At 68.1% G+C, this 24,159-nt stretch carries 21 protein-coding genes; 7 read left to right on the forward strand and 14 right to left on the reverse strand.

Features of this window, described 5'->3' with window-relative positions; translation table 11 throughout:
- Positions 1–2 precede the first annotated feature (2 nt).
- The 5 genes from FOZ74_RS13485 (at position 3) to FOZ74_RS13505 (ending at position 6,955) form a co-directional block, all read left to right on the forward strand.
- A complete protein-coding gene (locus FOZ74_RS13485; RefSeq protein ID WP_146913537.1) occupies positions 3–1,268 on the forward strand; it encodes a hypothetical protein in 1,266 nt (421 codons plus the stop codon).
- A complete protein-coding gene (locus tag FOZ74_RS13490; protein WP_146913538.1) occupies positions 1,265–3,478 on the forward strand; it encodes a hypothetical protein in 2,214 nt (737 codons plus the stop codon). The genes FOZ74_RS13485 and FOZ74_RS13490 overlap by 4 nt, the downstream gene beginning before the upstream one ends.
- Before the next feature lie 254 nt (positions 3,479–3,732).
- Positions 3,733–4,362 (forward strand): guanylate kinase, encoded by a 630-nt coding sequence (gene gmk / locus FOZ74_RS13495; protein WP_146913539.1) that lies wholly within the window; start codon positions 3,733–3,735, stop codon positions 4,360–4,362.
- Between the two features lie 17 nt (positions 4,363–4,379).
- Positions 4,380–4,583: a DNA-directed RNA polymerase subunit omega gene (rpoZ, locus tag FOZ74_RS13500; protein ID WP_024539647.1), complete on the forward strand. Its 204-nt coding sequence runs from the start codon at positions 4,380–4,382 to the stop codon at positions 4,581–4,583.
- A gap of 98 nt (positions 4,584–4,681) precedes the next feature.
- Positions 4,682–6,955 carry a RelA/SpoT family protein gene (locus FOZ74_RS13505; protein WP_255437628.1) on the forward strand — a complete coding sequence of 758 codons (2,274 nt, stop codon included), beginning with the start codon at positions 4,682–4,684 and terminating at the stop codon, positions 6,953–6,955.
- 27 nt (positions 6,956–6,982) lie between these two features.
- Here the strand turns inward: FOZ74_RS13505 and mog are convergent, their stop codons facing one another.
- Together mog and yjgA are read right to left on the reverse strand one after the other, a co-directional pair.
- Positions 6,983–7,591 (reverse strand): molybdopterin adenylyltransferase, encoded by a 609-nt coding sequence (gene mog / locus FOZ74_RS13510; RefSeq protein WP_146913540.1) that lies wholly within the window; start codon positions 7,589–7,591, stop codon positions 6,983–6,985.
- Positions 7,584–8,240 carry a ribosome biogenesis factor YjgA gene (gene yjgA / locus FOZ74_RS13515; protein WP_146913541.1) on the reverse strand — a complete coding sequence of 219 codons (657 nt, stop codon included), beginning with the start codon at positions 8,238–8,240 and terminating at the stop codon, positions 7,584–7,586. The genes mog and yjgA overlap by 8 nt, the downstream gene beginning before the upstream one ends.
- A gap of 66 nt (positions 8,241–8,306) precedes the next feature.
- On the opposite strand from yjgA, the gene pmbA reads away from it, so the two are divergent.
- Positions 8,307–9,716 carry a metalloprotease PmbA gene (pmbA, locus tag FOZ74_RS13520; RefSeq protein ID WP_146913542.1) on the forward strand — a complete coding sequence of 470 codons (1,410 nt, stop codon included), beginning with the start codon at positions 8,307–8,309 and terminating at the stop codon, positions 9,714–9,716.
- 9 nt (positions 9,717–9,725) lie between these two features.
- Here pmbA and FOZ74_RS13525 read toward each other — a convergent pair whose 3' ends face one another.
- The 12 genes from FOZ74_RS13525 to FOZ74_RS13580 form a co-directional block, all read right to left on the reverse strand.
- Positions 9,726–9,923: a YMGG-like glycine zipper-containing protein gene (locus FOZ74_RS13525; protein WP_255437629.1), complete on the reverse strand. Its 198-nt coding sequence runs from the start codon at positions 9,921–9,923 to the stop codon at positions 9,726–9,728.
- Positions 9,924–10,210: 287 nt separating this feature from the next.
- The gene (locus FOZ74_RS13530) at positions 10,211–11,302 is read right to left on the reverse strand and encodes a tartrate dehydrogenase (RefSeq protein ID WP_186764599.1); all 1,092 of its coding nucleotides are present in this window, start codon (positions 11,300–11,302) and stop codon (positions 10,211–10,213) included.
- Between the two features lie 45 nt (positions 11,303–11,347).
- The gene (locus FOZ74_RS13535) at positions 11,348–11,794 is read right to left on the reverse strand and encodes a GatB/YqeY domain-containing protein (RefSeq protein WP_146913544.1); all 447 of its coding nucleotides are present in this window, start codon (positions 11,792–11,794) and stop codon (positions 11,348–11,350) included.
- A 94-nt stretch (positions 11,795–11,888) separates the two neighbouring features.
- Entirely contained in the window at positions 11,889–12,101 is a 213-nt protein-coding gene (gene rpsU, locus FOZ74_RS13540) for a 30S ribosomal protein S21 (RefSeq protein ID WP_012346814.1), read from the reverse strand.
- Positions 12,102–12,252: 151 nt separating this feature from the next.
- Positions 12,253–13,512: a BaiN/RdsA family NAD(P)/FAD-dependent oxidoreductase gene (locus FOZ74_RS13545; RefSeq protein WP_146913545.1), complete on the reverse strand. Its 1,260-nt coding sequence runs from the start codon at positions 13,510–13,512 to the stop codon at positions 12,253–12,255.
- A gap of 81 nt (positions 13,513–13,593) precedes the next feature.
- Positions 13,594–16,755: an efflux RND transporter permease subunit gene (locus tag FOZ74_RS13550; RefSeq protein WP_146913546.1), complete on the reverse strand. Its 3,162-nt coding sequence runs from the start codon at positions 16,753–16,755 to the stop codon at positions 13,594–13,596.
- A gap of 14 nt (positions 16,756–16,769) precedes the next feature.
- The gene (locus tag FOZ74_RS13555; RefSeq protein ID WP_146913547.1) at positions 16,770–18,008 is read right to left on the reverse strand and encodes an efflux RND transporter periplasmic adaptor subunit; all 1,239 of its coding nucleotides are present in this window, start codon (positions 18,006–18,008) and stop codon (positions 16,770–16,772) included.
- 249 nt (positions 18,009–18,257) lie between these two features.
- The gene (locus FOZ74_RS13560; RefSeq protein ID WP_146913548.1) at positions 18,258–19,196 is read right to left on the reverse strand and encodes an EamA family transporter; all 939 of its coding nucleotides are present in this window, start codon (positions 19,194–19,196) and stop codon (positions 18,258–18,260) included.
- Complete coding sequence (locus FOZ74_RS13565; protein WP_146913549.1) at positions 19,193–20,197, reverse strand: SDR family oxidoreductase; 1,005 nt, start codon at positions 20,195–20,197, stop codon at positions 19,193–19,195. The genes FOZ74_RS13560 and FOZ74_RS13565 overlap by 4 nt, the downstream gene beginning before the upstream one ends.
- On the reverse strand, positions 20,194–21,120 hold the full coding sequence (locus tag FOZ74_RS13570; RefSeq protein WP_146913550.1) for a bile acid:sodium symporter family protein: 927 nt from the start codon (positions 21,118–21,120) through the stop codon (positions 20,194–20,196). Before FOZ74_RS13570 ends, FOZ74_RS13565 begins: the two co-directional genes overlap by 4 nt.
- A 20-nt stretch (positions 21,121–21,140) precedes the next feature.
- Positions 21,141–22,457: a flavin-containing monooxygenase gene (locus tag FOZ74_RS13575; RefSeq protein ID WP_146913551.1), complete on the reverse strand. Its 1,317-nt coding sequence runs from the start codon at positions 22,455–22,457 to the stop codon at positions 21,141–21,143.
- Positions 22,454–23,287 (reverse strand): SDR family oxidoreductase, encoded by an 834-nt coding sequence (locus FOZ74_RS13580; protein ID WP_146913552.1) that lies wholly within the window; start codon positions 23,285–23,287, stop codon positions 22,454–22,456. The genes FOZ74_RS13575 and FOZ74_RS13580 overlap by 4 nt, the downstream gene beginning before the upstream one ends.
- Before the next feature lie 98 nt (positions 23,288–23,385).
- On the opposite strand from FOZ74_RS13580, the gene FOZ74_RS13585 reads away from it, so the two are divergent.
- Complete coding sequence (locus tag FOZ74_RS13585) at positions 23,386–24,150, forward strand: IclR family transcriptional regulator (protein ID WP_146913553.1); 765 nt, start codon at positions 23,386–23,388, stop codon at positions 24,148–24,150.
- Positions 24,151–24,159 lie beyond the last annotated feature (9 nt).

A 24,159-nucleotide genomic window follows, 5' to 3' on the forward strand; every position in this document is an offset into this window, starting at 1 on the left:
TCATGGACACGCCCGAATCGTCCTCGCTGCCCGATCCGTCCTCGCCGCATCCCTTCCTGCTGCGCCTGGCCCGGTTGCTGCTCGCCAAGGCTGAGCGCAGCACGGCCCAGGGGCCAGTGCGCCTGCCGCTGGACCGCAAGGCTGCGCCAGAGTTGCACGATGCCGTGGATGCCGACCAGATCCAGTTGCTGTGCATGCAACTCGATGACCTGTGCGCCACGGGCTGGGTCATCTTGCTGCTGCAAGCGCCTCGCGCATTCGCCAGCTTCAGCGACCGCAAACCCCGGCTGGAGCTGTGCGATTTCGACGCCCTGGCGGCGTGGGCCGGGTACACCCCACAGGCCCAATGCTGGCGGCAGCAATGGCGAGCGCACCTGGCTGCACACTGGGCGGCGAATCCGCTGGAGGCTCCTGCCGATCCGGCCGCCGTGCTCGACCACCTTGCCCGCAGCCCATTGATCCCTGTGGAAGGACTGCCTGTGCAAGAGGCCACCCGCAGCCTCGCCACCTTGACCGCCTTGTGCCGGTCGGGCCAAGCAATGGCCCTGCGTGAAGCCTCCGCACGCGCCTTCCAGGGCCGCTCCAAAGTGCTGGATCACCGCGAGGAACTGCTGAAGCTGCTGGGCGCCACTTCGGGCCAGTTCACCGAGGCGCCGATCCAGCTGTTGCTGGCGCCGCCGCACCGGAATCCCACTGGCAGTAGCGATGGCGGTGGCGGTGGCCGTGCTTTCAAGGACGTGCTGTTCATCGAGAACCTGGTCACCTTCGAGCACATGGCCGACACACGTGCCTCCGCCTGGGCGGGCAGCCTGCTGGTCTATGCAGCGGGTTTCCGGGGAAGCGCCCGCAGGTTGCGTTCCCGCGCCGGGTGTCGACTCTACCTGCGCGCACCGGTGTCCAACACGTCATTGCCGGCGATCGAGCGCTGGCTGTTCCAACCACTGGAAGGCGATCGTGATGGCGCGCCGCCAGTGCCGGTGTGCTTCTTCGGCGACCTCGATCACGCCGGCATGCAGATCCTTGCGAGCCTGCGTGAGGTGTTTCCCCAGGCCGGCGCCTGGCGTCCCGGCTACGAGCGACTGGCGAGCTTGCTGGCGGCGGGTGCGGGCCACCCACCGGAACTGGCTGCCAAAGCCCAGCAAGCGGATCCCGGCCACACGGGTTGTGCCTATGCTGACAACGAGTTGCTGCCGCTGCTGCGCAGCCGAGGGCGTTTCATCGACCAAGAGGCTTTCGATCTCCACGATGTCGATGGGCTGGGCCGATGATCGGCGCGTACTACGACACGGTGTTCAACGCCGCACAAGGGCAGGGCCTGTCCATTGAGACAGCTGCGGACCATGCAGCTACGTCATTCCTGGATGGCAAGCCTTCGGGCCAGGGCAAACGCAAATGCAGTGCTGCTGATCGCCATGCCGCCTTCTGGTCATCCCACTTCCTGCGCGCGCTGCCGGCGCAGGCCTGGCAACAAGAGTCGCTCAGCTTGGCCTTGGCGCGCTATCTGGGCCAGGATCGCGTCGCTTGCCCCGAGATCGTGGCCCACGTCGCCATGCTCGCACCCGACGTGCTGCAGCAGGCCGCCCGTCACGCCGGGCTGGTACTGCGGCAGGCATCACCACGCTGGCTTGAGATTGAAGCCTTGGCCGACAGCCAGCCCGGGGACTTCTCTGAGTTCGTTCAGGTCTTTCGCATCTTCAAGGAGGCGCATCAGTTGCGCCTGGACGAGGTCGAACACCTGCGCGAGCCTCTGGCGAAGCTGACGCCTCTGGACCTGTTGGCCTACACCAGTCTTTACGCCTTCGAGCACCTGTTGCCTGATCTGCTGGAGGGCGGCTCCGCGCCCGATACTCAGGAAACTTGGGATGCCGTCGAAGACATCCTGACCTGGAAGCTCGCCACCTGCGATGCCGCCAGCCTGCGCTTGACCGACACGACCATCGCGGCCTCGCTGCGGCAACACCTCACCCCCTTCCTGTTTCCATCCCTTGAGGCACCTGGCCCCCGGCATGATTTGTACGCGGGCTTCACCGCGCTGCTCGATGCGCAGATCGAATTGAACGCCTTCATCAACCGGTCGGCGGAAGCCTTCAGCTACGACGGCGGCATCCGCTTCGTGCGACAGGGCGAACGGCTGGAAATCATGGAAGTAGATGCCCAGGCACGGGCCGCATGGCGCAGCGATGGCGACAAGCTCAACCGCCTGCACCAGTATTGGCTGTATCGCGGCATGGATGCGCTGATGGCGTCCCACGATTTGTTGGCATTGGTCAGTCCCGCTCATCTGGAAGCCAATTTGCAGGCCTTCGCCAAGGCCATGGGCACGTGGCTGCGCTTGCAGGAGGTCTATGGCATCGCAGAGCAGGTGCGTACCGAGGCCGGCTCGGCCGTCGATGTCTTCCGTGCCCTGCTGGCCACCGAGTTGATGACGGCGTTCTACATCGAAGACTTTCTGCGACCGTACCACCAGCACTTGCAGCAGTTGGGGCATCCCTGGCTGACGCTGGGACGCCTGGCGTTCGGTGGCCTGCTGCAGTCCGACATGCAGAACCGCTTTCCGATCACATGGTCTGATCGCTCGGCCAAGATCGCCCGCATCACCCCCTGGACGGCCACGGCGGAGCACCCCCAAGGCCAGGCGCGAGCGGCGGAAGCCATCCTGGATTTCTGGACCAGCGACTGGAGCGCGTTGGCCGAGCGTTTGCGCGAGGGTGATGCCGCCTTGCGCCCCCGCTGGCAGGAGCGTCCCGTGCTGAAGATGGGGCGGCACCTGTTCCAATTGCCTTGGATGATGGCCATGCAGAACAACGCCACTGCGGCGGTCAACAACCTGCGTCGACTGGGCGCCCGGCGGAACGAAGCGCGGGAGGAAACCCGACGCATCGAAGCACGGCTGGGCATGCTGTTCGAGCAGCGAGGCTTTCGGGTGCTGGTCGGCCACGAGTTCGCCGCCGGCATGGGCGATGAAGAGGACGCGGGCGAAATCGACCTGCTGTGCGCACTGGAAGGGCACTTGCTTGTGCTCGAACTGAAGTCAACCTACCAGCGCCGCTCCATGAAAGACGCCTGGATGCACCGCACCTCGACCCTGCGCAAGGCAGGATGGCAGTTGCACAGGAAGGTACCTGCGGTTCGCCATGCACTCCAGCACGATGCGTCGTTGCGCCAGGCGCTGGCCCTCCCGCCGGGAGCCGAGCCGCAGATCACCGCCTGGATCGTCGATACCTCCATCGAGTGGAACCACCAGGCGTTCCGGGGCTTTCTCAAGATTTTGCTGGAAGAGATCCAGATTGCACTGCGCGATGACCGGCGTTGGCTGAACGACCCCGAAGGATTGTTCCGGACGGCAGGCGCTGGTGATGTGGCGATGCGTACCGACACAGACGCGAAGCCCATCGACACGCTCTATCCAGACGGATTCTCGGCAAGGAAATTCATTGAGGTTGTCGAGTCGGCTGCAGTATGGGCGGCCGCGGCATGAGCAGAGAAACTGCGGCACGCGACAGCCTTGGGCCAAGGAGGTCGGCTGATAGACTTCTCTCCATGCGCGCGCTGGAGATCTGCTGCGAAGGAATGTCGCCGCACCGCAGCTCAGGCATCTTGTGGGGTAAATCGGGGGGGGGTAAATACCGGCTGATATCCCTGAGAAGCCATGAAAATCAACGATTTGGAGCTCACTCACGCTTCAGATGCGGAAATCGAATGAAAAACAATAGCTGACAGCGCTTGAACAACATGGATTACCCCGGGAATTTGTTTGTCGTCTCCGCCCCCAGCGGGGCGGGCAAGTCGAGTCTGGTCAATGCGCTGATGGAACTCGACGCGCTGGTCTCGCATTCCGTCTCGCACACCACGCGCACGCCGCGCGGGCAGGAAAAGGACGGGCGCGAATACCACTTCGTGTCGGTGCAGCAGTTCGACGCCATGGTGCAGGCGGACGCTTTCGTCGAGTGGGCCAACGTGCACGGCAACCGCTACGGCACCTCGCGGCGCAGCATAGAAGAGCGCATCTCGCGCGGCGGTGACGTGATGCTGGAGATCGACTACCAGGGCGCAGCGCAGATCAAGCGGGCCTTTGCCAACGCGGTGCTGGTCTTCGTGCTGCCGCCCAGCCTGCAGGAGCTGCATGCGCGCCTGCTGCGCCGCGGCGAGGACAGCCCCGACGTCATAGAGCAGCGCCTGGCCAATGCGGTGCAGGAGATGGCCCAGGTCGAGAAATTCGACTTCGTTATAATCAACGAGGTTTTCGAGCGTGCGCTTTTCGACCTGAAGACCATCGTGCACGCACAGCGCCTGAAAGTGGCCGCGCAGCGACGCGCACGGGCCGATACTTTCAAATCCCTGCACCTGAACCTGCCAGAGTAACCGGAGAACACCAGACCATGGCCCGCATTACCGTGGAAGACTGCCTTGAGCACATTCCCAACCGTTTCCAGCTTGTGCTTGCCGCCACCTACCGTGCGCGCATGCTCAGCCAGGGCCACGCCCCCAAGATCGAAAGCCGCAACAAGCCCGGCGTGACCGCGCTGCGCGAGATCGCTGCCGGCAAGGTGGGCCTGGAGATGCTGAAAAAAGTCCCGGGCTGAGCGCCCCAGCCGGGCTTTTCCCGCCGAAAGCACCGCCTCGCGGTGCTTTTTTGTTTGTAGCAAGAACCATTTACGCCCAGTGCCGCTATATTCGAAGCATGGGTGAGAGTGTGTCTATGCAGCAGGGCGACGCGGTGCGTGCTTCGACACACGTGGCGCCGCCGCCCCACGATCCGGGCAAGGCGGCCGCAGACGCTGCAGCGGCCGGCTTCTCGGCCCTGCTGGACAAGCTGCAGTACCTTGACGAGGCCTCGCGCGAGCGTGTGCGCCAGGCCTACCGCTATGCCGACCACGCCCACCTCGGGCAGCTGCGCAACAGCGGCGAGCCCTACATCACCCACCCGATTGCGGTGGCAAGCCTGTGCGCCGACTGGAAGCTGGACGCCGAGGCGCTGATGGCCGCGCTGCTGCACGACGCGCTGGAAGACTGCGGCGTGAGCAAGACCGACCTGGTGGAGCATTTCGGCAGTCCGGTGGCCGAGCTCGTGGACGGGCTGACCAAGCTGGACAAGCTCAAGTTCAACACCCGCGAAGAGGGCCAGTCCGAATCGTTTCGCAAGATGCTGCTGGCCATGGCGCGCGACGTGCGCGTCATCCTCATCAAGCTGGCCGATCGCACGCACAACATGCGCACGCTGGGCAGCGCCCCGCGCAGCAAGTGGGGGCGCATTGCCTCGGAAACGCTGGAGATCTACGCGCCGATTGCCCACCGCCTGGGCCTGAACCAGACCTTCCGCGAGCTGCAGGACCTGTCGTTTCGCCACCTGCACCCCTGGCGCTATGCGACGCTGGAAAAAGCCATCTCGCGCTCGCGCAGCCGCCGCCGCGAGGTGGTCCAGAAGGCGCAGGCCGAGGTTGAAGCCGCGTTCGCCCAGCAGGGTTTGGCCGCGCGCCTGTCGGGGCGGGAGAAAACGCTCTACGGCATTTATGAGCGCATGCAGCAGCGCCACCTGAGCTTTGCCAAGGTGGTGGATCTGTCGGGCTTTCGCGTGGTCGTGCCCAGCGTGATTGACTGCTACACCGCCATAGGCGTGCTGCACCAGCTCTACAAGCCGGTGCCGGGCAAGTTCACCGACCACATCGCGATCGCCAAGGCCAATGGCTACCAGTCGCTGCACACCACGCTGGTCGGGCCGGCCAGCCTGAACGTGGAGTTCCAGGTACGCACCGAAGAGATGCACATCGTTGCCGAAGCGGGCGTTGCCGCGCACTGGCTCTACAACGCCCAGCACAAGGGCGGCGCGCATGTGCAAAAGCTCGGCACGCGCTGGTTGCAGTCGCTGCTCGACATCCAGGATGAAACGCGCGACGCCACCGAGTTCTGGGAGCACGTCAAGGTCGACCTGTTCCCGGACGCGGTCTACGTCTTCACCCCGCGTGGGCAGATCATGGCACTGCCCAGCGGCACCACGGTGGTCGATTTCGCCTACGCCATCCACAGCGACGTGGGCGACCATACCGTCGCGGCCCAGGTGAACCACCAGCTGGTGCCGCTGCGCACCGAGCTGAAGAACGGCGACGTGGTGGAGATCATGACCTCGCCCGAGGCCGCGCCCAACCCGGCCTGGCTGGGCTTCGTGAAGTCGGGGCGCGCGCGCTCCAAGATCCGTCTCTACCTCAAGACGCTGGCGCAAAAGGAGTCGGTGGCGCTCGGTGAGAAGCTGCTGGCCCAGGCGCTGCGTGCCGAAGGCGTGCAGCGCCTGCCCGACGCCGCAAGCCAGGCGCCGCTGTGGGAAAAGCTGCTGCGCTTCACCGGCCACCGCACGCGCGAGGAGCTGCTCTCGGACGTGGGCGTGGGCAAGCGCGTGGCGCGCATCGTCGCCGGGCGCATCGTCACGCTGCTGGCCGAGGAAGGCACGCGCCCCGACATCCTGCTGCTCACGCGCGAGCGCTACGGCTCGGAGGACAGCCTCTCGCAAGGGGGCGTACTGCTCGACGGCAGCGAACGCGCCACGGTGCAGTACGCCAAGTGCTGCCACCCGGTGCCGGGCGATCCGGTGGTCGGCTACCTGGGGCGCGGCGAAGGCCTGATGGTGCACCACGCGCAGTGCGAGGTGGCGCGCGAGCTGCAGCGCAAGGACGCCGAGCGCTTCATCTCAGTGGACTGGGCCGACGAGCCCACGCGCAACTTCGAGGTCGCGATTGCGGTCACGGTGAACAACCACAAGGGCGTGCTCGCGCGCGTCGCGGCCGAGCTGGCCAACTGCGAGGCCGACATCGTGCACATGGACATGGACGACGCGGTCGGCGGCACGACCGAGCTGCGCTTCATCGTGTCGGTGCGCAACCTCGCGCACGTCGAGGCCATTTTGCGCAACCTGCGCCGCCTGAGCATGATGGTCAAGGCCGAGCGGGTATTTCGCCCGCGCTGAGCGGTGCCGGCCCGCCGCTTGCCGCCGTCAGCGCGTGTGGCGGATGGCGTTCCTGGGGCGAAAGGCCTTGCACACGGCGTCCACGGTTTCCAGGTAGGGCCCGCCGATCAGGTCGATGCAATAGGGCACGGCGGCAAAGATGCCGGGCACCAGGGTGCCGCCGTCGTCGGCCCTCAGGCCTTCCAGCGTTTCAGCGATGGCCTTGGGCTGGCCCGGCAGGTTGATGATCAGGCTCTTGCCGCGCACCACGGCGACCTGACGCGAGAGGATGGCGGTGGGCACGAAGTGCTGGCCAATGCGGCGCATCTGCTCGCCGAAACCGGGCATCACCTTGTCGGCCACGGCCAGCGTTGCCTCGGGCGTCACGTCGCGCGGCGCGGGGCCGGTGCCGCCGGTGGTCAGGATGAGGGAGCAGCCCGCGTCGGCCAGCTCGGTCAGGGTGGTGCTGATCTGCTCCTGCTCGTCGGCAATCAGCCGGGCCTGGAAGTCCAGGGGGTTGAGCAGCGCGCGCGTGAGCCAGTCCCTGAGCGCCGGCAGGCCCCGGTCTTCATAGGCGCCGCGGCTGGCGCGGTCGCTGATGGAGACGATGCCGATGCGCACCGGCTCGGGTGCGGGCAGGGCAGCGGCTTCAGTCATTGGCTTCCTCCTCGCTTTCGCTGACTGGCGCGGCCTGCGCCAGCAACTGTGCGCGCAGCCCCTGAAACAGCTCGCGGTGGGCACGGCTCTTGCGCGGCGCCTGGCCCTGCGAGGTCTCGGTGGCACTCTCCTCGGGGTTGTCCTTGCGCGCCTGGCGTATCAGCGCGCGCAGGTGCTGGATGTCGCTGTCCGGGTGCTGCTGCAGCCATTCGGCCAGCGCTTCGTCGTCCGCCAGAAGGCGATCGCGCCATTGTTCCGCCTGGTGCAGCACCAGGGTGTCCTGGCGCTGCGCCGAGCCGTCGGCGTCCAGCGCGGCGCGCACGCTGGCGAGCAGCTCTTCGTCGAGCTTGCGCATCAGCTTGCCCACCAGTTGCATCTGGCGCCGACGCCCTTCAAACGCGGTGATGCGCCGCGCCTCGGCCAGCGCTTCCAGCAGCCTGTCGGGCAGCTGCAGGTTGGCCAGGCGCTGGGCGCCCAGCTTGAGCAAGGCTTCGCCCAGCGCCTGCAGCTCGGTGCTTTCGCGCTTGCGCTCGGTCTTGCTCTGGCCGGTGGTGCCGCGCAGCTCGGCCTTGTAGTGTTCGTCCAGCTCGCTGCCTTCGGCAATGAATTGCCCCTTGACGTAATAGCCTTTGGTGGGTTTGCGTGGCATGGATCTGCAGGAAATTCCGGTAGGGGGAGGGCTGGCGCGCGGCTGCAAAGTATCATAGCCGCCGACATGAAAACACCCCATGCAGCAGGGCGTCAGCGCGCCGATTCCGTGCCCGAAGCGGGCTTCAGCTACACCCGCGGCGCCTTCGAAGATCTGGTCGACCAGGCGCTCGCGCATGCCAAGAAGCTCGGCGCAAGCGATGCGGGCGCCGAGGCTTCGGAGGGCTGCGGCCTGTCGGTGGGCGTGCGCCGCGGGCAACTGGAGAGCGTGGAGCGCAACCGCGACAAGTCCCTGGGCGTGACGGTCTATCTGGGGCGCCGGCGCGGCAATGCCAGCACCTCGGACTTTTCACCGCAGGCACTGCGCCAGACGGTGCAGGCGGCCTACGACATCGCGCGCTTCACTGCCGAAGACCCGGTAGCCGGCCTGCCTGACGAAGCCGACGTCGCGGCGCCGGCCAGCCAGCGTGACCTGGACTTGTTTCACCCGTGGCAGATAAGCAGCGAACAGGCCGCCGAGATCGCGCTGCGCTGCGAGCAGGCGGCGCTGGACACCGACAGGCGCGTGAGCAACAGCGAAGGCGCGGGCGTTTCGGCGCAGCAGAGCCATTTCTTCAGCGCCCACACGCACGGCTTTCGCGGAGGCTATGCCAGTTCACGCCACAGCCTGTCGGTGGCGCCCATTGCCGCGCTGCCCGGGCGTGGCGGCCAGATGCAGCGCGATGCCTGGTACAGCTCGGAGCGTGATGCGGCGCGCCTGGCCACGCCCGAGGCGGTGGGCCGCTACGCGGCCGAGCGCGCGCTCTCGCGCCTGGGCGCGCGCAAGCTGCGCACCACCGAATGTCCGGTGCTGTTCGAGGCACCCTTGGCCGCCGGGTTGCTGGGCAGTTTCGTGCATGCGGTCAGTGGTGGCGCGCTGTATCGGCGCGCCAGCTTTTTGCCCGACTCGCTGGGCAAGAAGGTGTTTGCGACCCATGTGGACATCATCGAAGACCCCTTCGTCATCGGCGGCAAGGGCAGCTCACCCTTTGACGACGAGGGAGTGCAGGTGGCTCCGCGCAAGGTGGTGGAGGCGGGCCGCGTGGCGGGGTACTTCTTGTCGAGCTATTCGGCGCGCAAGCTCGGCATGCGCACCACGGGCAACGCCGGGGGCTCGCACAACCTCACGCTGCGGTCGCGGCGCACGCGCGCCGACGACGACCTGGCGCAGATGCTGCGCAAGCTGGGCACCGGCCTCTTCGTCATCGAGCTCATGGGGCAGGGGGTGAACCCGGTGACCGGGGACTACTCGCGGGGCGCGAGCGGATTCTGGGTGGAGGGCGGCGAGATCGCCTTTCCCGTGCACGAGATCACCATCGCCGGCAACCTCAAGCAGATGTTTCGCGGCATCGCGGCCGTCGGGGCGGACGCCTACGCCTATGGCGCCAAGACGGTCGGCTCGGTGCTGATCGAGCGCATGACCGTGGCCGGCAACTGAGGACGCCGCTTAACGGCGCGGCTGGTTCTTGCCCACTTCGTGGCCGATCAGGGCGCCGGCGGCCGCGCCACCGATGGTGCCCACCGGGCCGCCAAAAATCACGTTGCCGGCGGCGCCGCCCACGACCGCGCCCACCCCCGTGCCCACCTGGGCGTTGGTCGGAGGGCTGGAGCAACCCATGGCCGCCAGAGCGCCCGCGAGGGCCATGCTCAGTGCCAGATGGCGCGCCAATCGGGTGGGATGTTTGTTCGGTGTTGTCAACATTCGAGTTCTCCAAAGATACGGGAGACTTCATCATGACCGCACCGGGCCGGGCCGGTGTGTCCAAACGCAGCACCGTGCTTTGCTCTGACAGACGGGCGGTTCGATGCCCGAACTCATGGTTTTCCCTAGGGCGGCGGGGCTTTGCTGGCGGCGCGCGCGCAGTGTTGCGCCGCAGCCACGATTTGTAACCCTGCTTACATGGGCCGGGCTCGGCAGGCGGCGGTTTGGCCTCAGGCCTGGGCAATGCGCCGCGCGATCGCCTGGCCAATTTCAGTGGTGCTGGCCGCGCCGCCAAGGTCGGCGGTGCGCGGACCTTCGCGCAATACCGTCTCGATGGCGGCGAGGATGGCGTCGTGCGCCGCGCGGCCCGCGCCTTGGCCGCGGGTGAGGAAGTCCAGCATCAGCGCGCCGGACCACACCATGGCGATGGGGTTGGCGATGCCCTGGCCGCAGATGTCCGGCGCAGAGCCGTGCACCGGCTCGAACAGGCTGGGAAAGCGCCGTTCGGGGTTGAGGTTGGCAGACGGTGCCAAGCCTATGGTGCCGGTCGTCGCCGGGCCCAGGTCCGAGAGGATGTCGCCGAACAGGTTGGTCGCCGCCACCACGTCGAAGCGCTCGGGCTGCAGCACGAAGCGCGCCGTGAGGATGTCGATGTGGTGCTTGTCCCAGGCCACATCCGGATGACGCGCCGCCATGGCCTCGGCCTGCCGGTCCCACCAGGGCATGCTGATGGCGATGCCGTTGCTCTTGGTGGCCAGCGACAAATGCTTCCTGGGCCGGCTTCGCGCCAGCTCGAAGGCGTATTTCAGCAGCCGCTCGGCGCCGTGGCGCGAATGGACCGACTCCTGGATGACGATCTCGCGCTCGGTGCCTTCGAACATCACGCCGCCCAGCGCGGTGTATTCGCCCTCGGTGTTCTCGCGCACCACCAGGTAGTCGATGTCGCCGGGCTGCTTGCCCGCGAGCGGGCAGGGCACGCCCTCGAACAGGCGCACCGGGCGCAGGTTGATGTACTGGTCGAACTCGCGGCGGAACTTGAGCAGGCTGCCCCAGAGCGAGACGTGGTCCGCCACCGTGGCGGGCCAGCCGACGGCGCCGAAATAGATCGCGTCCATGCCGGTCAGTTGCTGCTTCCAGTCGTCCGGCATCATCTGCCCGTGCGCGGCGTAGTAGTCGCAGTGCGCCCAGTCGAAGGTATGGAACTCAAGCGCGATGCCGAAGCGCTCGGCCGCGGCCCGCACGGCGCGCAGGCCTTCGGGCATGACTTCGCGGCCTATGCCGTCACCGGCAAGCACGGCGATGTGGAACGGATTCTTCAACATGAAATATGCCTCCAACGCAGATGGGGCGGGCGCTGACAGCTATCTTTACTGCTTGAGTGCAGCCTTGACCGCGGCCGAGACCATGCCCATGTCCGCCTTGCCGGCCAGCTGCTTCTTGGCCGCGCCCATGACCTTGCCCATGTCGCCGGGGCTGCTGGCGCCCAGCTCGGCCACCAGGGCGGTGACGGTGGCCTTCACCTCGGCTTCGGACAGGCGCGCGGGCAGGTAGGCTTCAAGCACCACGATCTCGGCCTTTTCCTTGTCCGCCAGGTCCTGGCGGCCCGCGCCCTCGTAGGCGCTGACGCTGTCCTTGCGCTGCTTGATGAGCTTGTCCACGATGGCGACGACGGCCGCGTCATCGAGCACCACGCGCTCGTCCACTTCCTTTTGCTTGCAGGCGGCCAGCAGCATGCGGATGGTGCCCAGGCGCTCGGCCTCGTGGGCGCGCATGGCGGCCTTCATGTCTTCGGTGATCTGTTCCTTCAGGGTCATTTTTCGCTCCGGAAATCAAAAAACCCGCGCCAGGCGTCCCGGGCGCGGGTTGGATGGCGTGTGCTGCCGGCTGCGGCCGGCCGCGCAAGCTGCTTCAGTACAGCTTCTTGGGCAGCTGCATGCTGCGCACGCGCTTGTAGTGGCGCTTGACCGCGGCGGCTTTCTTGCGCTTGCGCTCGGCGGTGGGCTTTTCGTAGAACTCGCGGGCGCGCAGTTCGGTCAGCAAGCCGAGCTTTTCGATGGTGCGCTTGAAGCGGCGCAGGGCCACGTCAAAGGGTTCGTTTTCTTTTACACGGATGGTCGTCATCAGCCAGTTTTTTCCAAGATGTTTGCCACCAGAGGGTGTGCCGGGAAGATCGGGCCCGGTTGGCCGTGTGCGGCGGATTCCCCGTCTGTGTAACTAGTATGGCCGACGGGGCTGATGCCATGAAGCCCGCCATTATAGCTATCCGGCGCCGCTACAAGGCCAGCGCGCAGGCTGCGGCGCTGGCCCAGGCCCACTGGAAGTTGTAGCCGCCCAACCAGCCGGTGACGTCCACCACCTCGCCGATGAAATGCAGGCCGCTCTGGCCGGTGGCCTCCATGCTCTGCTGCGACAGCGCGCGCGTGTCCACGCCGCCCAGCGTGACCTCGGCCTTCTTGTAGCCTTCGCTGCCGCTGGGCGTGATCTGCCAGCGCGCGAGCTGCTCGGCCAGCTGGCCCAGGGCCTTGTCGCCGGCTTCGTTCACCGGGCGCTGCCAGTCGGCGCGCCGGCTGGCCCAGGCATCGGCCAGGCGCGTGGGCAGCCACTGGGCGAGGATGTTGGCGATGTGTTTCCTCGACTGTCGCTTGGCGGCAACTAGCCCGGCCCGCAAGTCCACGCCGGGCGCCAGATGGATGATCAAAGGCTCGCCACCGTGCCAGTAGCTGGAAATCTGCAGGATGGCGGGGCCGGACAGCCCGCGGTGGGTGAACAGCAGGTCTTCGTCAAACGCCATGCGGCCCTTGGCGCTGCCACCGGGGCCAGCCACTTGCACGCGCACCGGCAGGGCCACGCCGGCCAGCGGCGCCCAGGGCGCCCAGTCTTCGCCCTGAAAAGTCAGCGGCACCAGGCCGGGGCGCTGGGCGACGAGCGGCAGACCGAACTGGCGCGCCAGCCGATAGCCGAAGTCGCTCGCGCCGATCTTGGGAATGGAGAGGCCCCCGGTGGCGATGACGAGCCGGCTGGCCGTGACCGCGCCGCGCGTGGTTTGCAGCAGATAGCCATGGTCTTGATGGCTGCTGGCGCTTGCTGGCTGGACGTTTGGGCCGGAAAACGCCACCGAATCCACGGCGCAGGGTTGCCAGCGCTCCACCCGCCCATCGGCGCATTCGTCCAGCAGCATGGTGATGATCCGCTCGCTACCTTCATCGCAAAAGAGCTGGCCCTTGTGCTTTTCATGAAAGCCGATGCCGTGGCGCTGCACCAGGCGGATGAAATCCTGCGGCGTGTAGCGCGACAGGGCGGAGCGGGCAAAGCGCGGGTTGTGGCCCACGTAGTGGCGCTCTGGCGCGCGCGGGTCGATGTCGCGGTTGGTGAAGTTGCAGCGCCCGCCGCCGGAGATGCGGATTTTTTCCGCCACCTTGGGCGCGTGGTCGATCAACAGCACCCTGCGCCCGCGCTGCCCGGCCAGCGCCGCGCACAGCAGGCCGGCCGCGCCCGCGCCGACGATGGCCGCATCAAAGTGGGGTGTCGCCATCGCCGTTGCCAGAATTTCAATGGAAAGTGGCTGAAACGCTTGCCAGGCAATCGCTGGCAGCTACCAAATGAATAGTTGGCATCACACCGCGCTGGCGGCGTCGGCCGGGCCGGCATCGGCCTCGCGCCCGTGTCCGCGCACGAAGAGCTTGCGCACCACGAGAAAGAACACCGGCACGAAGAAGATGCCCAGGATGGTGGCGAACACCATGCCGCCCAGTACCGCCGTGCCTATGGCGTTGCGCCCCGCGGCGCCCGCGCCGGTACCGACGGCCAGCGGCAGCACGCCGAAGCCGAAGGCCAGCGAGGTCATGAGGATGGGCCGCAGGCGCAGGCGCACCGCCTGCACCGTGGCCTCCATCAGCTTCTCGCCGCGCTCCTGCAGCTGCATGGCGAACTCCACGATCAGGATGGCGTTCTTGGACGCCAGCCCCACGGTGGTGAGCAGCCCCACCTGGAAGTACACGTCGTTGGCCAGCCCGCGCCCCCAGGTGGCGATCAGCGCGCCGATCACGCCCAGCGGCACCGCCAGCATGACCGAGGCGGGCACGCTCCAGCTTTCGTACAGCGCGGCCAGGCACAGGAAGACGAAGAGGATGGAGACGGCATACAGGAGCGGCGCCTGCGAGCCGGACTGGCGCTCCTGCAGCGAGGCGCCGGTCCACTCGATGCCCATGCCCGGCGGCAGGGTCTGCATGATGCGCTCCACCGCGGCCATGGCGTCGCCGGAGCTGGCGCCCTCGGCGGTGTTGGCCTCCATCTCCAGGGCCGGGCTGCCGTTGTAGCGCATGAGCTGGGGCGAGCCGCTGCTCCAGCGCGTGCTGGAGAAGCTGGCAAAGCGCACCATCTCGCCTTCGCGATTGCGCACCGACCATTTGGCGATGTCCTGCGGCAGCATGCGCGCGGCGGCTTCGCCCTGGATGTAGACACGCTTGACCCGGCCCTGGTGCACGAAGTCGTTCACGTAGCTGCCGCCCAGGCTGCTGGCCAGCACGCTGTTGATGTCGGCGATCGACAGGCCGAGCGCCGCGGCCTTGCGGTCGTCCACCACCACCTCGAGTTCGGAGGTGTCGTCAAAGCCGGTGGTGCGCATGTTGGCCAGTGCGGGCTCGTCGCGCGCGGCGGCGATCATGTCGTCCCTGGCCTGCATCAGCGCCGCGTGGCCCAGGCCGTTGAGGTCCTTGAGCACGAAATTGATGCCGGCGCTCGAACCGAGCCCGCGCACCACCGGCGGCATGGCCACGAAGATGCGTGCGTCGCGGATCGTGCGCAGATCGCGGTTGGCCTTGCGCGCGATCGCCTCGGCCGACTGACTGGGCAGCGGGCGCTCGGCCCAGCTGGTCAGGCGCACGAAGACGCTGCCCGAGCTCTGGTTGCCGTTGAAGCCGTAGATCGCGTTGGTGCTGAAGATCTCGGGCTGGTCCTTGAAGTACAGGCGGATCTGCTCCATCACCTGTTGCAGGCGCTCGTCGGTGGCGCCCGAGGGCAGGGTCACGTTCACGCGCACGAAGCCCTGGTCCTCATTGGGCAGGAAGGAGGTGGGCAGGCGGTGGAACATCCAGGCCATGGCCACCAGCACCACGGCAAACAGCACCGCCATGCGCAGCGTGCGCCTGAGCAGGCGCGCCACCGTCCCCTGGTAGCGGTTGGCGGCGGAGTCGAAGTGGCGGTTGAACCACTGGAAGAACCGGTCCAGCCAGCCCAGCGGCCCGCGCCGCGGAGCGCGCCCCGGCTGGTTGTGCGCCGTGGGCTTGAGCAGGCTGGCGCACAGCGCCGGCGTGAGCGTGAGCGCGACGAACACCGACAGCGCCATGGCCGCCACGATGGTGACCGAGAACTGCCGGTAGATCACGCCCACCGAGCCGGGGAAGAAGGCCATGGGGATGAACACCGCCGCCAGCGTCAGGCCGATGCCGATCAGCGCCGGGGTGATCTCGGCCATGGAGTGGCGCGTGGCCTCCCTGGGCGCCAGGCCCTGCTCGGTCATCACGCGCTCGACGTTCTCGATCACCACGATGGCGTCGTCCACCAGCAGGCCGATGGCCAGTACCAGCGCGAACATGGTCAGCATGTTGATCGAATAGCCCATGGCGTTGAGCACGCCCAGCGTGCCCAGCAGCACCACCGGCACCGAGATCATGGGGATGAAGGTGGCGCGCCAGTTCTGCAGGAAGATGAACATTACCAACGTCACCAGCAGCATGGCTTCCACCAGCGTCTTGATGACCTCGTCGATCGAGGCGCGCACGAAGGGGGTGGAGTCCGAGCTGACGAAGCCGGTGATGCCGTCCGGGAAATAGGGCGCGAGCTCGGCGATCTTGTGCGCCACGTCGTCGGCCACCTTGGTGGCGTTGGCGCCGTCGGCCAGGATGATGCCCAGGCCCGCGCCGGGTTTGCCGTCCAGCTCGGAGCGCACCGTCAGGTTGTCCGCCTCCAGCGCCACGCGGCCGATGTCGTTCATGGTCACCACCGAGCCGTCGGGCAGCGCCTTGAGCACGATGGCCTTGAACTCCTCCACCGTTTGCAGCTTGGTGCGCGCGGTGATCGTGGCGTTGAGCATCTGCCCCTTGACGGCGGGCAGCGCCCCGAGCTGACCGGCCGAGACCTGGGCGTTCTGGGCGTTGAGCGCGTTCACCAGGTCCGACGGCATCAGCGCGTACTTCTCCATCTTCGCCGGGTCCATCCAGATGCGCATGGCGTAGGGCGTGCCGAAGACGAAGACGTCGCCCACGCCGTCGATGCGCGCGATCACGTCCACCACGTTGCTGTTGAGGTAGTCGCCTATGGTGACCTGCGAAACCTTGGGGTCGGGCGAGGTGAAGACGTAGGTGACGAGAAAATCCTGCCCGCCCTTGTTGATGAACAGCCCGCGGCTCTTGACCGATTCGGGCAGGCGGTTCATCGCGCCCTGCATCTTGTTTTGCGCCTGCACCTGCGCCACGTCGATGTTGGCGCCGGGCGCGAAGGTGAGCGTGGTGCGCGAGCGCCCGGCCGAATCGCTCGTCGAGCTCATGTACAGCAGGTTGTCCAGTCCCTTGAGCTGCTGCTCGATGATCTGGGTGACCGAGTTTTCCACCGTCTCGGCCGAGGCGCCGGTGTAGGTGGTGTTGATGGTCACGCGCGGCGGCGCGATCTCGGGGTACATCTCCAGCGGCAGCGTGACGATGGAGAACGCCCCCGCCAGCATGATCATGATGGCGATCACCCAGGCAAAGACCGGGCGGTTGATGAAGAACTGCGCCATGGTGCCGCGCCCGCTCAGCGCTGTCCGTCGGCCGCGGGGGGCGCGTCGGCATGCTGCTGCAGCGCGATCGGCCTGACCTTGTCGCCCGCCTTCACGCGCTGCGAGCCATCGACCAGGATGCGCTCGCCGGGCGCCAGGCCCGAGAGCACCTCCCAGCGATTGTCCACCGCATTGCCGGTGACGATGCGCCGGCTCTCCAGCGTGTCGTCCTCCTTGACCACCAGCACGCGCGCCGCCCCCGTCGGGTCGCGCGTGACCGCCTGCTGGGGCGCGAGCAGCGCGTGCTCGCTCACGCCTTGCTGCAGCCGCGCGCGCACGTACATGCCGGGCATCAAGAGGCCTTCGGGGTTGGGCACGGTGGCGCGCAGCGTGATCGCGCCGCTGGCGGGGTTGACCTGCACGCCGCTGAACTGCAGCGTGCCCTCGTGCGCATAGGTGCTGCCGTCGTCCAGCACCAGGGTGATGCGCGCCGCGCCCTTTTCGTCCTGCGTGAGCTGCCCCTCGGCCAGCTGGCGCTTGAGGCGCAGCAGCTCGGTGGTGGACTGGGTGATGTCCACGTACAGCGGGTCGCTCTGCGTGATGGTGGTCAGCAGCTGCGCCTGGTTGGCGGTGAGCAGCGCGCCCGGCGTGACGCTGGAGGCGCTGGTGCGCCCGGCTATCGGCGCCTTGATCTGCGTGTAGCCCAGGTTCAGCTCGGCCGCGCGCAGCGCCGCGCGGGCTGCGGCCAGGTCGGCCCCGGATTGCGCCAGCTGCGTCTGGCTGTCGTCGTACTGCTGCTGGCTGATGGCGCGGGCCTTGATCAGCTCGGCCGTGCGCGCGGCGTTCACCTGCGCGGCGCGTTCATTGGCCTGGGCCTTGGACAGCTGCGCCCGCGCCGTGGCCACGGCCACCTCGAAGGTGGCCGGGTCGATCTGATAGAGCGGCTGCCCGGCCTTGACCTGCGCGCCTTCGGTGAACAGGCGCTTTTGCACGATGCCGCCCACCTGCGGGCGCACCTCGGCCACCAGAAAGGCGCTGGTGCGCCCCGGCAGTTCGGTGGTGAAGGTGTGCGACTCGGCCCGCAGCGTGACCACGCCGACTTGCGCCGGCCCCGTCGCCGCCGGGCCGGACGCCGCCTTGTTCTCCTGACAGCCCGACAGCGCCAGCCCGAGCGCCAGCGCAAGGCACAGCGCGGGCGCCTTGGTCAGGCGGCGTGAGGGCGTGGGAGAGCGGAAATCGGAGCGGGCGGGGTGGCGGCGTGGCGCGTGGTTCATGGATGCAAGGGTGGGCTCGGCACAAGGGCGCGCGCATTGTCGCAACGAAATGTGCAACTGTCGCACATTCGCCATGCGCGGGTGCGCCGGCCGGCCCGCCTTCACGCTTCTTTACAGAGGCGACACAAGGGCGCCCGCCCGTGGCGGCGCAGGCCTTGCAGGCGGGACATGCGCCAGCGTGAAAATTCTTCAAATCGATAGCTGTCAGCGCTTTTCCAGCAAGGGCCAGAGCCGTTTTTGATGCTGAAATTACCGGGACTCTGGCGGCGCCGCCCGCCGCTGCCTGCGCCGCGCCCAGGCGAGGCCCGGCTGCTGGTTGACGATCAGCCCCGCCAGCACCACCACCGTTCCCAGCCACTGCATGCCGCTGGGCGCTTCGCCCAGCAGCACCACGCCGGCCCACAGGCCGACCACCGGCACCATCAGCGCGAACGGCGCCACCTCGCCCGCGGGGTGGCGCTGCAGCAGGCGCGTCCACAGGCTGTAGGCCAGCAGCGTGGCCAGCAGCGCAAGGTAGAGCACCACGCCGGCGCTGGCCAGCGTCAGCGCGCGCAACTGGGCGAGCACGCTGGGCGCGCCATCCAGCCAGACGGCCAGCGCGAAGAAGGGCAGGACGGCCACGGCGCCGCTCCAGACGATGAAGGGAAAAGGCTCGTAGGCGCAGACCTGGCTTGCGCGGCGCGCTATCACGTTGGAAGCTGCCCACATGGCCGAGGCGCCGGTGGTCAGGATGAAGCCGATCAGCGTCATCTGCCCCGGCCCCTTGCCGTGCGCGGCGGCAATCGCCAGCAGCCCCGCCATGGCCACCGCCAGCCCCAGCCACTGCGCGGGGCGCACGCGTTCGTGCAGCCAGGGCGCAGCCAGCAGGGTGAAGAAGACCTGCATCTGCATGACCACCGAGGCCATGCTCGCCGTCATCCCGAGGCGCAGGCCGAGGAAGAGCAGGCCGAACTGGCCCACGCCCTGCGCCAGCCCGTAGCCGAGCACGAAGCGCCAGCGCAGCCCGCGCGGCGGGCGCACGAACAGGAGCAGCGGCAGCGATGCCGCCGAAAAGCGCAGGGCGCCTAGCAGCATGGGGCTCAGCTCGCGCAGGCCGAGCTTCATCACCACGAAGTTCAGCCCCCAGATGAGGACGACGGCCAGTGCGCGGGCCCAGTCGCCGCGCGTGAAGTGGCGGGCGTCGCTCATGCGGTGATCGGCCGGCCCTGGGCGGCGCGCGCGGCGATGAAGGCCTCGAAGGCCTGGGCGCTGGTCTTGGCGGGCAGGTAGCCGAAGCGCTCTTTCAGCGCGGTGTTCAGCAGCACCGGGCGGTAGCGCAGGAAGTCCAGTTGCTCGGGTCCGTAGCGGCTGATGCCCAGCGCGGAGCCGACGGCCAGCAGCGCCTTGAGCAGCCCGGCGGGAAAGTCCGTGGTGCGCTTGCCCAGGCGCGCGGCGATCTCCTGGATGGTGAGCGCGCCGTCGCCCGCCAGGTTGTAGCAGCCGGGCGGCGCGCGGCCCGACAGCGCATGCAGCAGGGCGCCGCGCACGTCCTCGTCCCAGATGAAGACGAAGGGGCTGCGGCTGCCGCGGATGGCGATCAGCCGCGGCTTTTCGAACAGCGCGGTGATCTGGTTGTCCACCCGCTTGCCCAGAATGGTGCCTATGCGCAGCACGGTCTGCGCAAGCTGCGGGTGGCTGCGCCGGTGTTCGGCCAGCATCTCTTCCACCAGCCGCTTGTGGTGGGCATAGGCAAACACCGCGTTGCCGCGCAGGGGCATGTCCTCGCTCAGCCAGGGCGGGTTGTCCGCGTGGTAGCCGTAGGCCGCGCCGCTGGAAGACACCACGATGTGGCGCACGCCGCTGGCCAGGCAGGCGGCGAGCACGTTGCGCGTGCCCTCGACGTCGACCGAATACTCGAACGCGCGCGTCATGCCCTTGCCCGGCGTGACGATGGAGGCCAGGTGCACCACGGTGTCGGGGCGCAGGTGCTGCCACTGCGCGGCCAGGTCGGCGGCGCGCACGTCCATCATGGCGTAGTGCACGCCGGGGCGCTGGCGCTCGGGTGGCACCGCGCGCACGTCGCAGGCGATCACGGCGTCCAGGCGTGCGCGCTCCATCTGCCGGCCGAGCGCGCCGACCAGGCCGCGGCCGACGAAGCCGTCTGCGCCGGTGACGAGCACGCGGCGCGCTGCTGCGCTGGTGGTGTTCATGCGCCGCCCCCGGCGCTCTGCCCGGGCTGCGCCGGCCGGCGCGCCCAGAGGCTGGCGAGAGCGAGGCCCGCGATGATGTCCCAGAAGCCCCAGACGCCGGCCACCACCGCCATGCCACCCAGGCCGCCGAAGAAGCTGAAGACCAGCACCAGCCCCAGGCCCGCGTTTCGGATGCCGACCTCGAAGGTGATCGCGCGCCGGTCGTAGTCGGGCACGCGAAACAGCCGCGCCGAGCCGTAGCCCGTGGCCAGCGCCAGCGCGTCGTGCAGCGCCACGGCCAGCAGCACCACGCCGGTGTAGTCCAGGAAGAAGCGCCAGTTGCCCGCGATCGCGCCGACGATGAAGCCGATCAGCGCGAGAAAGCTCACGATGCCCACGGGCCGCTTGACGCGCGCGGTCACCCGCGGCCAGCGGTGGGCGATGAAGATGCCCAGCACGAAGGGGATGCCGATGATGGCGATGATGTGCAGCGTCATCGACAGCGGGTCCAGCGCAATGCTCCTGAGCAGCGCGGAGCCGCTGGGGTGCAGCCCGCCCCAGAAGGCGAAGTTCACCGGCATGAGCACGATGGACAGCGCGTTGGACACCGCCGTCATGGACACGCTCAGCGCCACGTTGCCGCGCGCCTGGTGGGTGAGGATGTTGCTCACGTTGCCCGGCGGGCAGCAGGCCACCAGGATCATGCCCAGCGCGATGCTCGGACCCACCTTCAGCAGCAGCGAGAGCACGAAGGTGATGGCCGGCAGCAGCACGAACTGCGCCGCAATGCCCACGCCGAAGGCCAGCGGCATCTTGAGCACGCGGCGAAAGTCCTGCACCCGCGTGTCCAGCGCGATGCCGAACATCAGGAAGGCCAGCACCACGTTGAGCAGCGCGATGGAGGCCGGGTTGAAGTTCAGCCGGATCTCGTCGATGGGCAGCATGGCGGCTCTTCCCTGGGGGTTCAGGCCAGCGCCTGCGCGGCCTTGCGCACCGCGTCGCGGTACACGTCCTTGTTGACGTAGTAGGCCATGCGTTCGAGCTTGAGGTAGCGGTAGCCGCCCGAGAGGTCGGGTGCCGGCCCGGCCTTGGCCCGCGTGAGCTCGCGGCCCGCGGCGCTGCCGTCCTGCAGCGCCCTGAAGTAGCGCGCCACCAGCTCGGCCTGTTCGTAGCGGCCCTGCCAGCCCAGGCCGCTGGCTTCCACCATGCCCAGCACCGCCAGGCGCTCGAAGCGCGGCGAGAAGATGTTCAGGTACAGCTGCGGCGCCATGCCCTGCCAGTTCAAGAGCGCATCGTCGATGAAGGGGTAGTGCAGCCTGTAGCCGGTGGCGCACAGCAGCATGTCGTATTCGCCGCTGCTGCCGTCCTTGAAGTGCACCGTATGGCCCTGCAGGCGCGCCACGTCGGCGCGGATGCGCGCGTCGCCATGGCCCAGGTGGTAGAGGATGAGCGAATTGACCACCGGGTGTGACTCATACATCTTGTAGTCGGGCCTGGGAAAGCCGAAGCGCACCGGGTCGCCCGTGAACCACTTCAGGATGGTGCCGTCGATTTTCTGCTTGAGCCAGGGCGGCAGGCGCAGCTTGCCGCCGACGGTATCGGCCGGAATGCCGAAGACATACTTGGGCACGAAGTAGTAGCCGCGGCGCACCGACATGTCGATGCTGCGGGCGTAGTGCACCGCGTCCACCGCGATGTCGCAGCCCGAATTGCCCGCGCCGACGATGAGCACGCGCTTGCCGTGAAGCTGCGCCGGCGACTTGTAGGCGCTGGTGTGCAGCAGCTCGCCGTCGAAGTGCCCTTCGAACTTCGGCAGCTTGGGTTCGGCCAGCGTGCCGTTGGCGATGACCACACCCTTGTACTCGGCCGTTTCCTCTGCGCCGTCTTGGCCTTGCACCGTCACGCGCCATGGCGTGCCGGGCGCGTCGCCGACCGGTTCGACCCGCAAGACGCGCGTGCCGAAGCGGAAATGCTTCTTCAGGTCGAAATGCTCGGCGTAGGCGCGAAAGTAGCGCAGCAGCTCCGCGTGGCCGGGGTAGTCCGGCGTGCCCTCGGGCATGGGGAATTCGGTGAATTCCGTGGTCTTCTTGCTGGAGATCAGGTGGGCCGATTCGTACACCGTGGAGCGCGGGTTTTCGATGTTCCACAGCCCGCCGACGTCGTTCCAGGCCTCGAAGCCCTGGAAGGCGACGCCGGCCTTTTGCAGTGCGCGGGCGCCCGCCAGGCCAGAGGGGCCGGCGCCGATCAGCGCGATCTGTTGCGTGGTGGGAGCGGGGTTCATGGGTGCTTCTTGTGCGTGGAAGGGGGCAGGCCAGGGATGGGCGTGGCGCCGGCTTCGCCCGGGCGCGGCTTGCGCGGCTGGCGCAGCAGGAGGGCATCGTGCCAGCGCGCGGGCAGGCAGGCCAGGGCGCTGGCCAGCCAGCCGGTGCGCCGCGGCAGCACGATGTGCTCGCGCCCCGCGGCCACGCCGGCCAGCAGCATGCGCGCCGCCGCATCGGGTTCGAGCAGCCCCGGCATGGCAAAGCGGTTGCCGGCCGTCAGCGGCGTGCGCAGGTAGCCGGGGCTGACGGTGTGCACCGTCGCGGCGGCGCCGCGCAGCTCGGCGCGCAGGCTTTGCAGGTAGGCGATCAGGCCCGCCTTGCTGGCGCAGTAGGCACCGTTGCCGGGCAGGCCGCGCCAGCCGGCGATGCTGGCCACGCCCACCAGCGCCAGCGGCTCGTCCGGGCGGGCGCCGGCGGCGGCGAGAAACGGCTGGAAGGTGGTGGCCACGCCCAGCAGGTTGATCTCCAGCATGCGGCGCAGTACCGCGAGGTCTTGCGCCTGCGCGGTATCGAAACCGCCGGCCACGCCCGCGTTGGCGATCACCAGGTCGGGCAGGCCGTGGCGTGCCATCCAGTCGGCGGCCATGGCCTGCATGGCGGCGCTGTCGGCCACGTCCGGGGTGTAGATGGCGGTGCGCCCGGGTGCCAGCGCGGCCAGCGACCGCAGCACCGGGTGCTGCAGCCCCACCAGCGCCACCGCGCTGCCTTGCGCCAGCAGGCTGCGCGCCAGCGCCTGGCCGAGGCCGCCGCAGGCACCGGTGAGTACGACGTTGTGAAAGCGCGAAGGCATGGCGATGGCGGCTGCAAATGGAATCGCAATGTAGATCGCCGTAAAATCCGTCTCTGGTTTTTATATGAAAACGTCTCGAAAAACGAGATTTTCAACAGATGAACGATGACTCTGCCGCCAGCAGGCCGCTGCTGCGCCCGTTCGAGCTGCTTGAAGCCCTGGCCGGTGCGGCGCGGCCGCTGACGACGGCCGAGCTGGTGGCACTGCTGGGCTGGCCCAAACCCTCGGTGCACCGCCTGCTGGTGCAGCTGGAGGCCGCCGAGCTGCTGCGCCGCGAGCCGGGCAGCCACCGCTTCACCCTGGCCCCGCGCTTGCTGCAGCTGGCCGACAGCGTGCAGGCCGCCAGCATCCCGCAGGGCGTGCGCCATGCGGTGCTGCGCCAGCTCGTCGCGCAGGTGGGCGAGAGCTGCAACCTCACGGCGCTCTCGGGCGCCCAGGTGCACTATCTGGACCGGGTGGAGTCGGCCTTTCCGCTGCAGATGGAACTGCGCCCCGGCACGCGCGTACCGCTGCACTGTTCTGCCAGCGGCAAGCTCTTTCTGGCCTCGCTCACGCCGGGCAGGCGCGAGCAGATGCTGCGCACGCTGCCGCTCACGCGCTACACCGCCACCACGCTGACCGAGCGCAAGGCGCTGGAGGCCGAGCTGGCGGGCATCGCGCGCCAGGACTACGCGCTCGATGCCGAGGAATTCGTGCAAGGCCTGGTCTGCGTGGCCGTGCCGGTGCGCATCCCGACGCAAAAGGCGGTGCGCTGCGCGCTGGCGCTGCAGGCGCCGGTGGCCAGGATGAGCCTGGAGCAGGCGCTGCAGCACCTGCCGCATCTGCGACAGGCGGCCACCGCGCTGGCGCGGACCTGGTCGTGATTCGGCGCA

The organism is Comamonas flocculans, from assembly GCF_007954405.1.
Taxonomy (GTDB): Bacteria; Pseudomonadota; Gammaproteobacteria; order Burkholderiales; family Burkholderiaceae_C; genus Comamonas_C; species Comamonas_C flocculans.

Bases quoted from the DNA above. Each gene is read 5' to 3' on its own strand.
- FOZ74_RS13525 (WP_255437629.1), bottom strand. From the start codon at position 9,923: ATGGCCCTCGCGGGCGCTCTGGCGGCCATGGGTTGCTCCAGCCCTCCG.
- FOZ74_RS13490 (WP_146913538.1), top strand. From the start codon at position 1,265: ATGATCGGCGCGTACTACGACACGGTGTTCAACGCCGCACAAGGGCAG.
- yjgA (WP_146913541.1), bottom strand. From the start codon at position 8,240: ATGCCACGCAAACCCACCAAAGGCTATTACGTCAAGGGGCAATTCATT.
- FOZ74_RS13555 (WP_146913547.1), bottom strand. From the start codon at position 18,008: ATGAACCACGCGCCACGCCGCCACCCCGCCCGCTCCGATTTCCGCTCT.
- rpoZ (WP_024539647.1), top strand. From the start codon at position 4,380: ATGGCCCGCATTACCGTGGAAGACTGCCTTGAGCACATTCCCAACCGT.
- FOZ74_RS13535 (WP_146913544.1), bottom strand. From the start codon at position 11,794: ATGACCCTGAAGGAACAGATCACCGAAGACATGAAGGCCGCCATGCGC.
- FOZ74_RS13545 (WP_146913545.1), bottom strand. From the start codon at position 13,512: ATGGCGACACCCCACTTTGATGCGGCCATCGTCGGCGCGGGCGCGGCC.
- gmk (WP_146913539.1), top strand. From the start codon at position 3,733: ATGGATTACCCCGGGAATTTGTTTGTCGTCTCCGCCCCCAGCGGGGCG.
- FOZ74_RS13585 (WP_146913553.1), top strand. From the start codon at position 23,386: ATGAACGATGACTCTGCCGCCAGCAGGCCGCTGCTGCGCCCGTTCGAG.
- FOZ74_RS13530 (WP_186764599.1), bottom strand. From the start codon at position 11,302: ATGTTGAAGAATCCGTTCCACATCGCCGTGCTTGCCGGTGACGGCATA.
- FOZ74_RS13560 (WP_146913548.1), bottom strand. From the start codon at position 19,196: ATGAGCGACGCCCGCCACTTCACGCGCGGCGACTGGGCCCGCGCACTG.
- FOZ74_RS13565 (WP_146913549.1), bottom strand. From the start codon at position 20,197: ATGAACACCACCAGCGCAGCAGCGCGCCGCGTGCTCGTCACCGGCGCA.
- FOZ74_RS13570 (WP_146913550.1), bottom strand. From the start codon at position 21,120: ATGCTGCCCATCGACGAGATCCGGCTGAACTTCAACCCGGCCTCCATC.
- FOZ74_RS13580 (WP_146913552.1), bottom strand. From the start codon at position 23,287: ATGCCTTCGCGCTTTCACAACGTCGTACTCACCGGTGCCTGCGGCGGC.
- FOZ74_RS13485 (WP_146913537.1), top strand. From the start codon at position 3: ATGGACACGCCCGAATCGTCCTCGCTGCCCGATCCGTCCTCGCCGCAT.
- FOZ74_RS13550 (WP_146913546.1), bottom strand. From the start codon at position 16,755: ATGGCGCAGTTCTTCATCAACCGCCCGGTCTTTGCCTGGGTGATCGCC.
- rpsU (WP_012346814.1), bottom strand. From the start codon at position 12,101: ATGACGACCATCCGTGTAAAAGAAAACGAACCCTTTGACGTGGCCCTG.
- FOZ74_RS13505 (WP_255437628.1), top strand. From the start codon at position 4,682: ATGGGTGAGAGTGTGTCTATGCAGCAGGGCGACGCGGTGCGTGCTTCG.
- mog (WP_146913540.1), bottom strand. From the start codon at position 7,591: ATGACTGAAGCCGCTGCCCTGCCCGCACCCGAGCCGGTGCGCATCGGC.
- pmbA (WP_146913542.1), top strand. From the start codon at position 8,307: ATGAAAACACCCCATGCAGCAGGGCGTCAGCGCGCCGATTCCGTGCCC.
- FOZ74_RS13575 (WP_146913551.1), bottom strand. From the start codon at position 22,457: ATGAACCCCGCTCCCACCACGCAACAGATCGCGCTGATCGGCGCCGGC.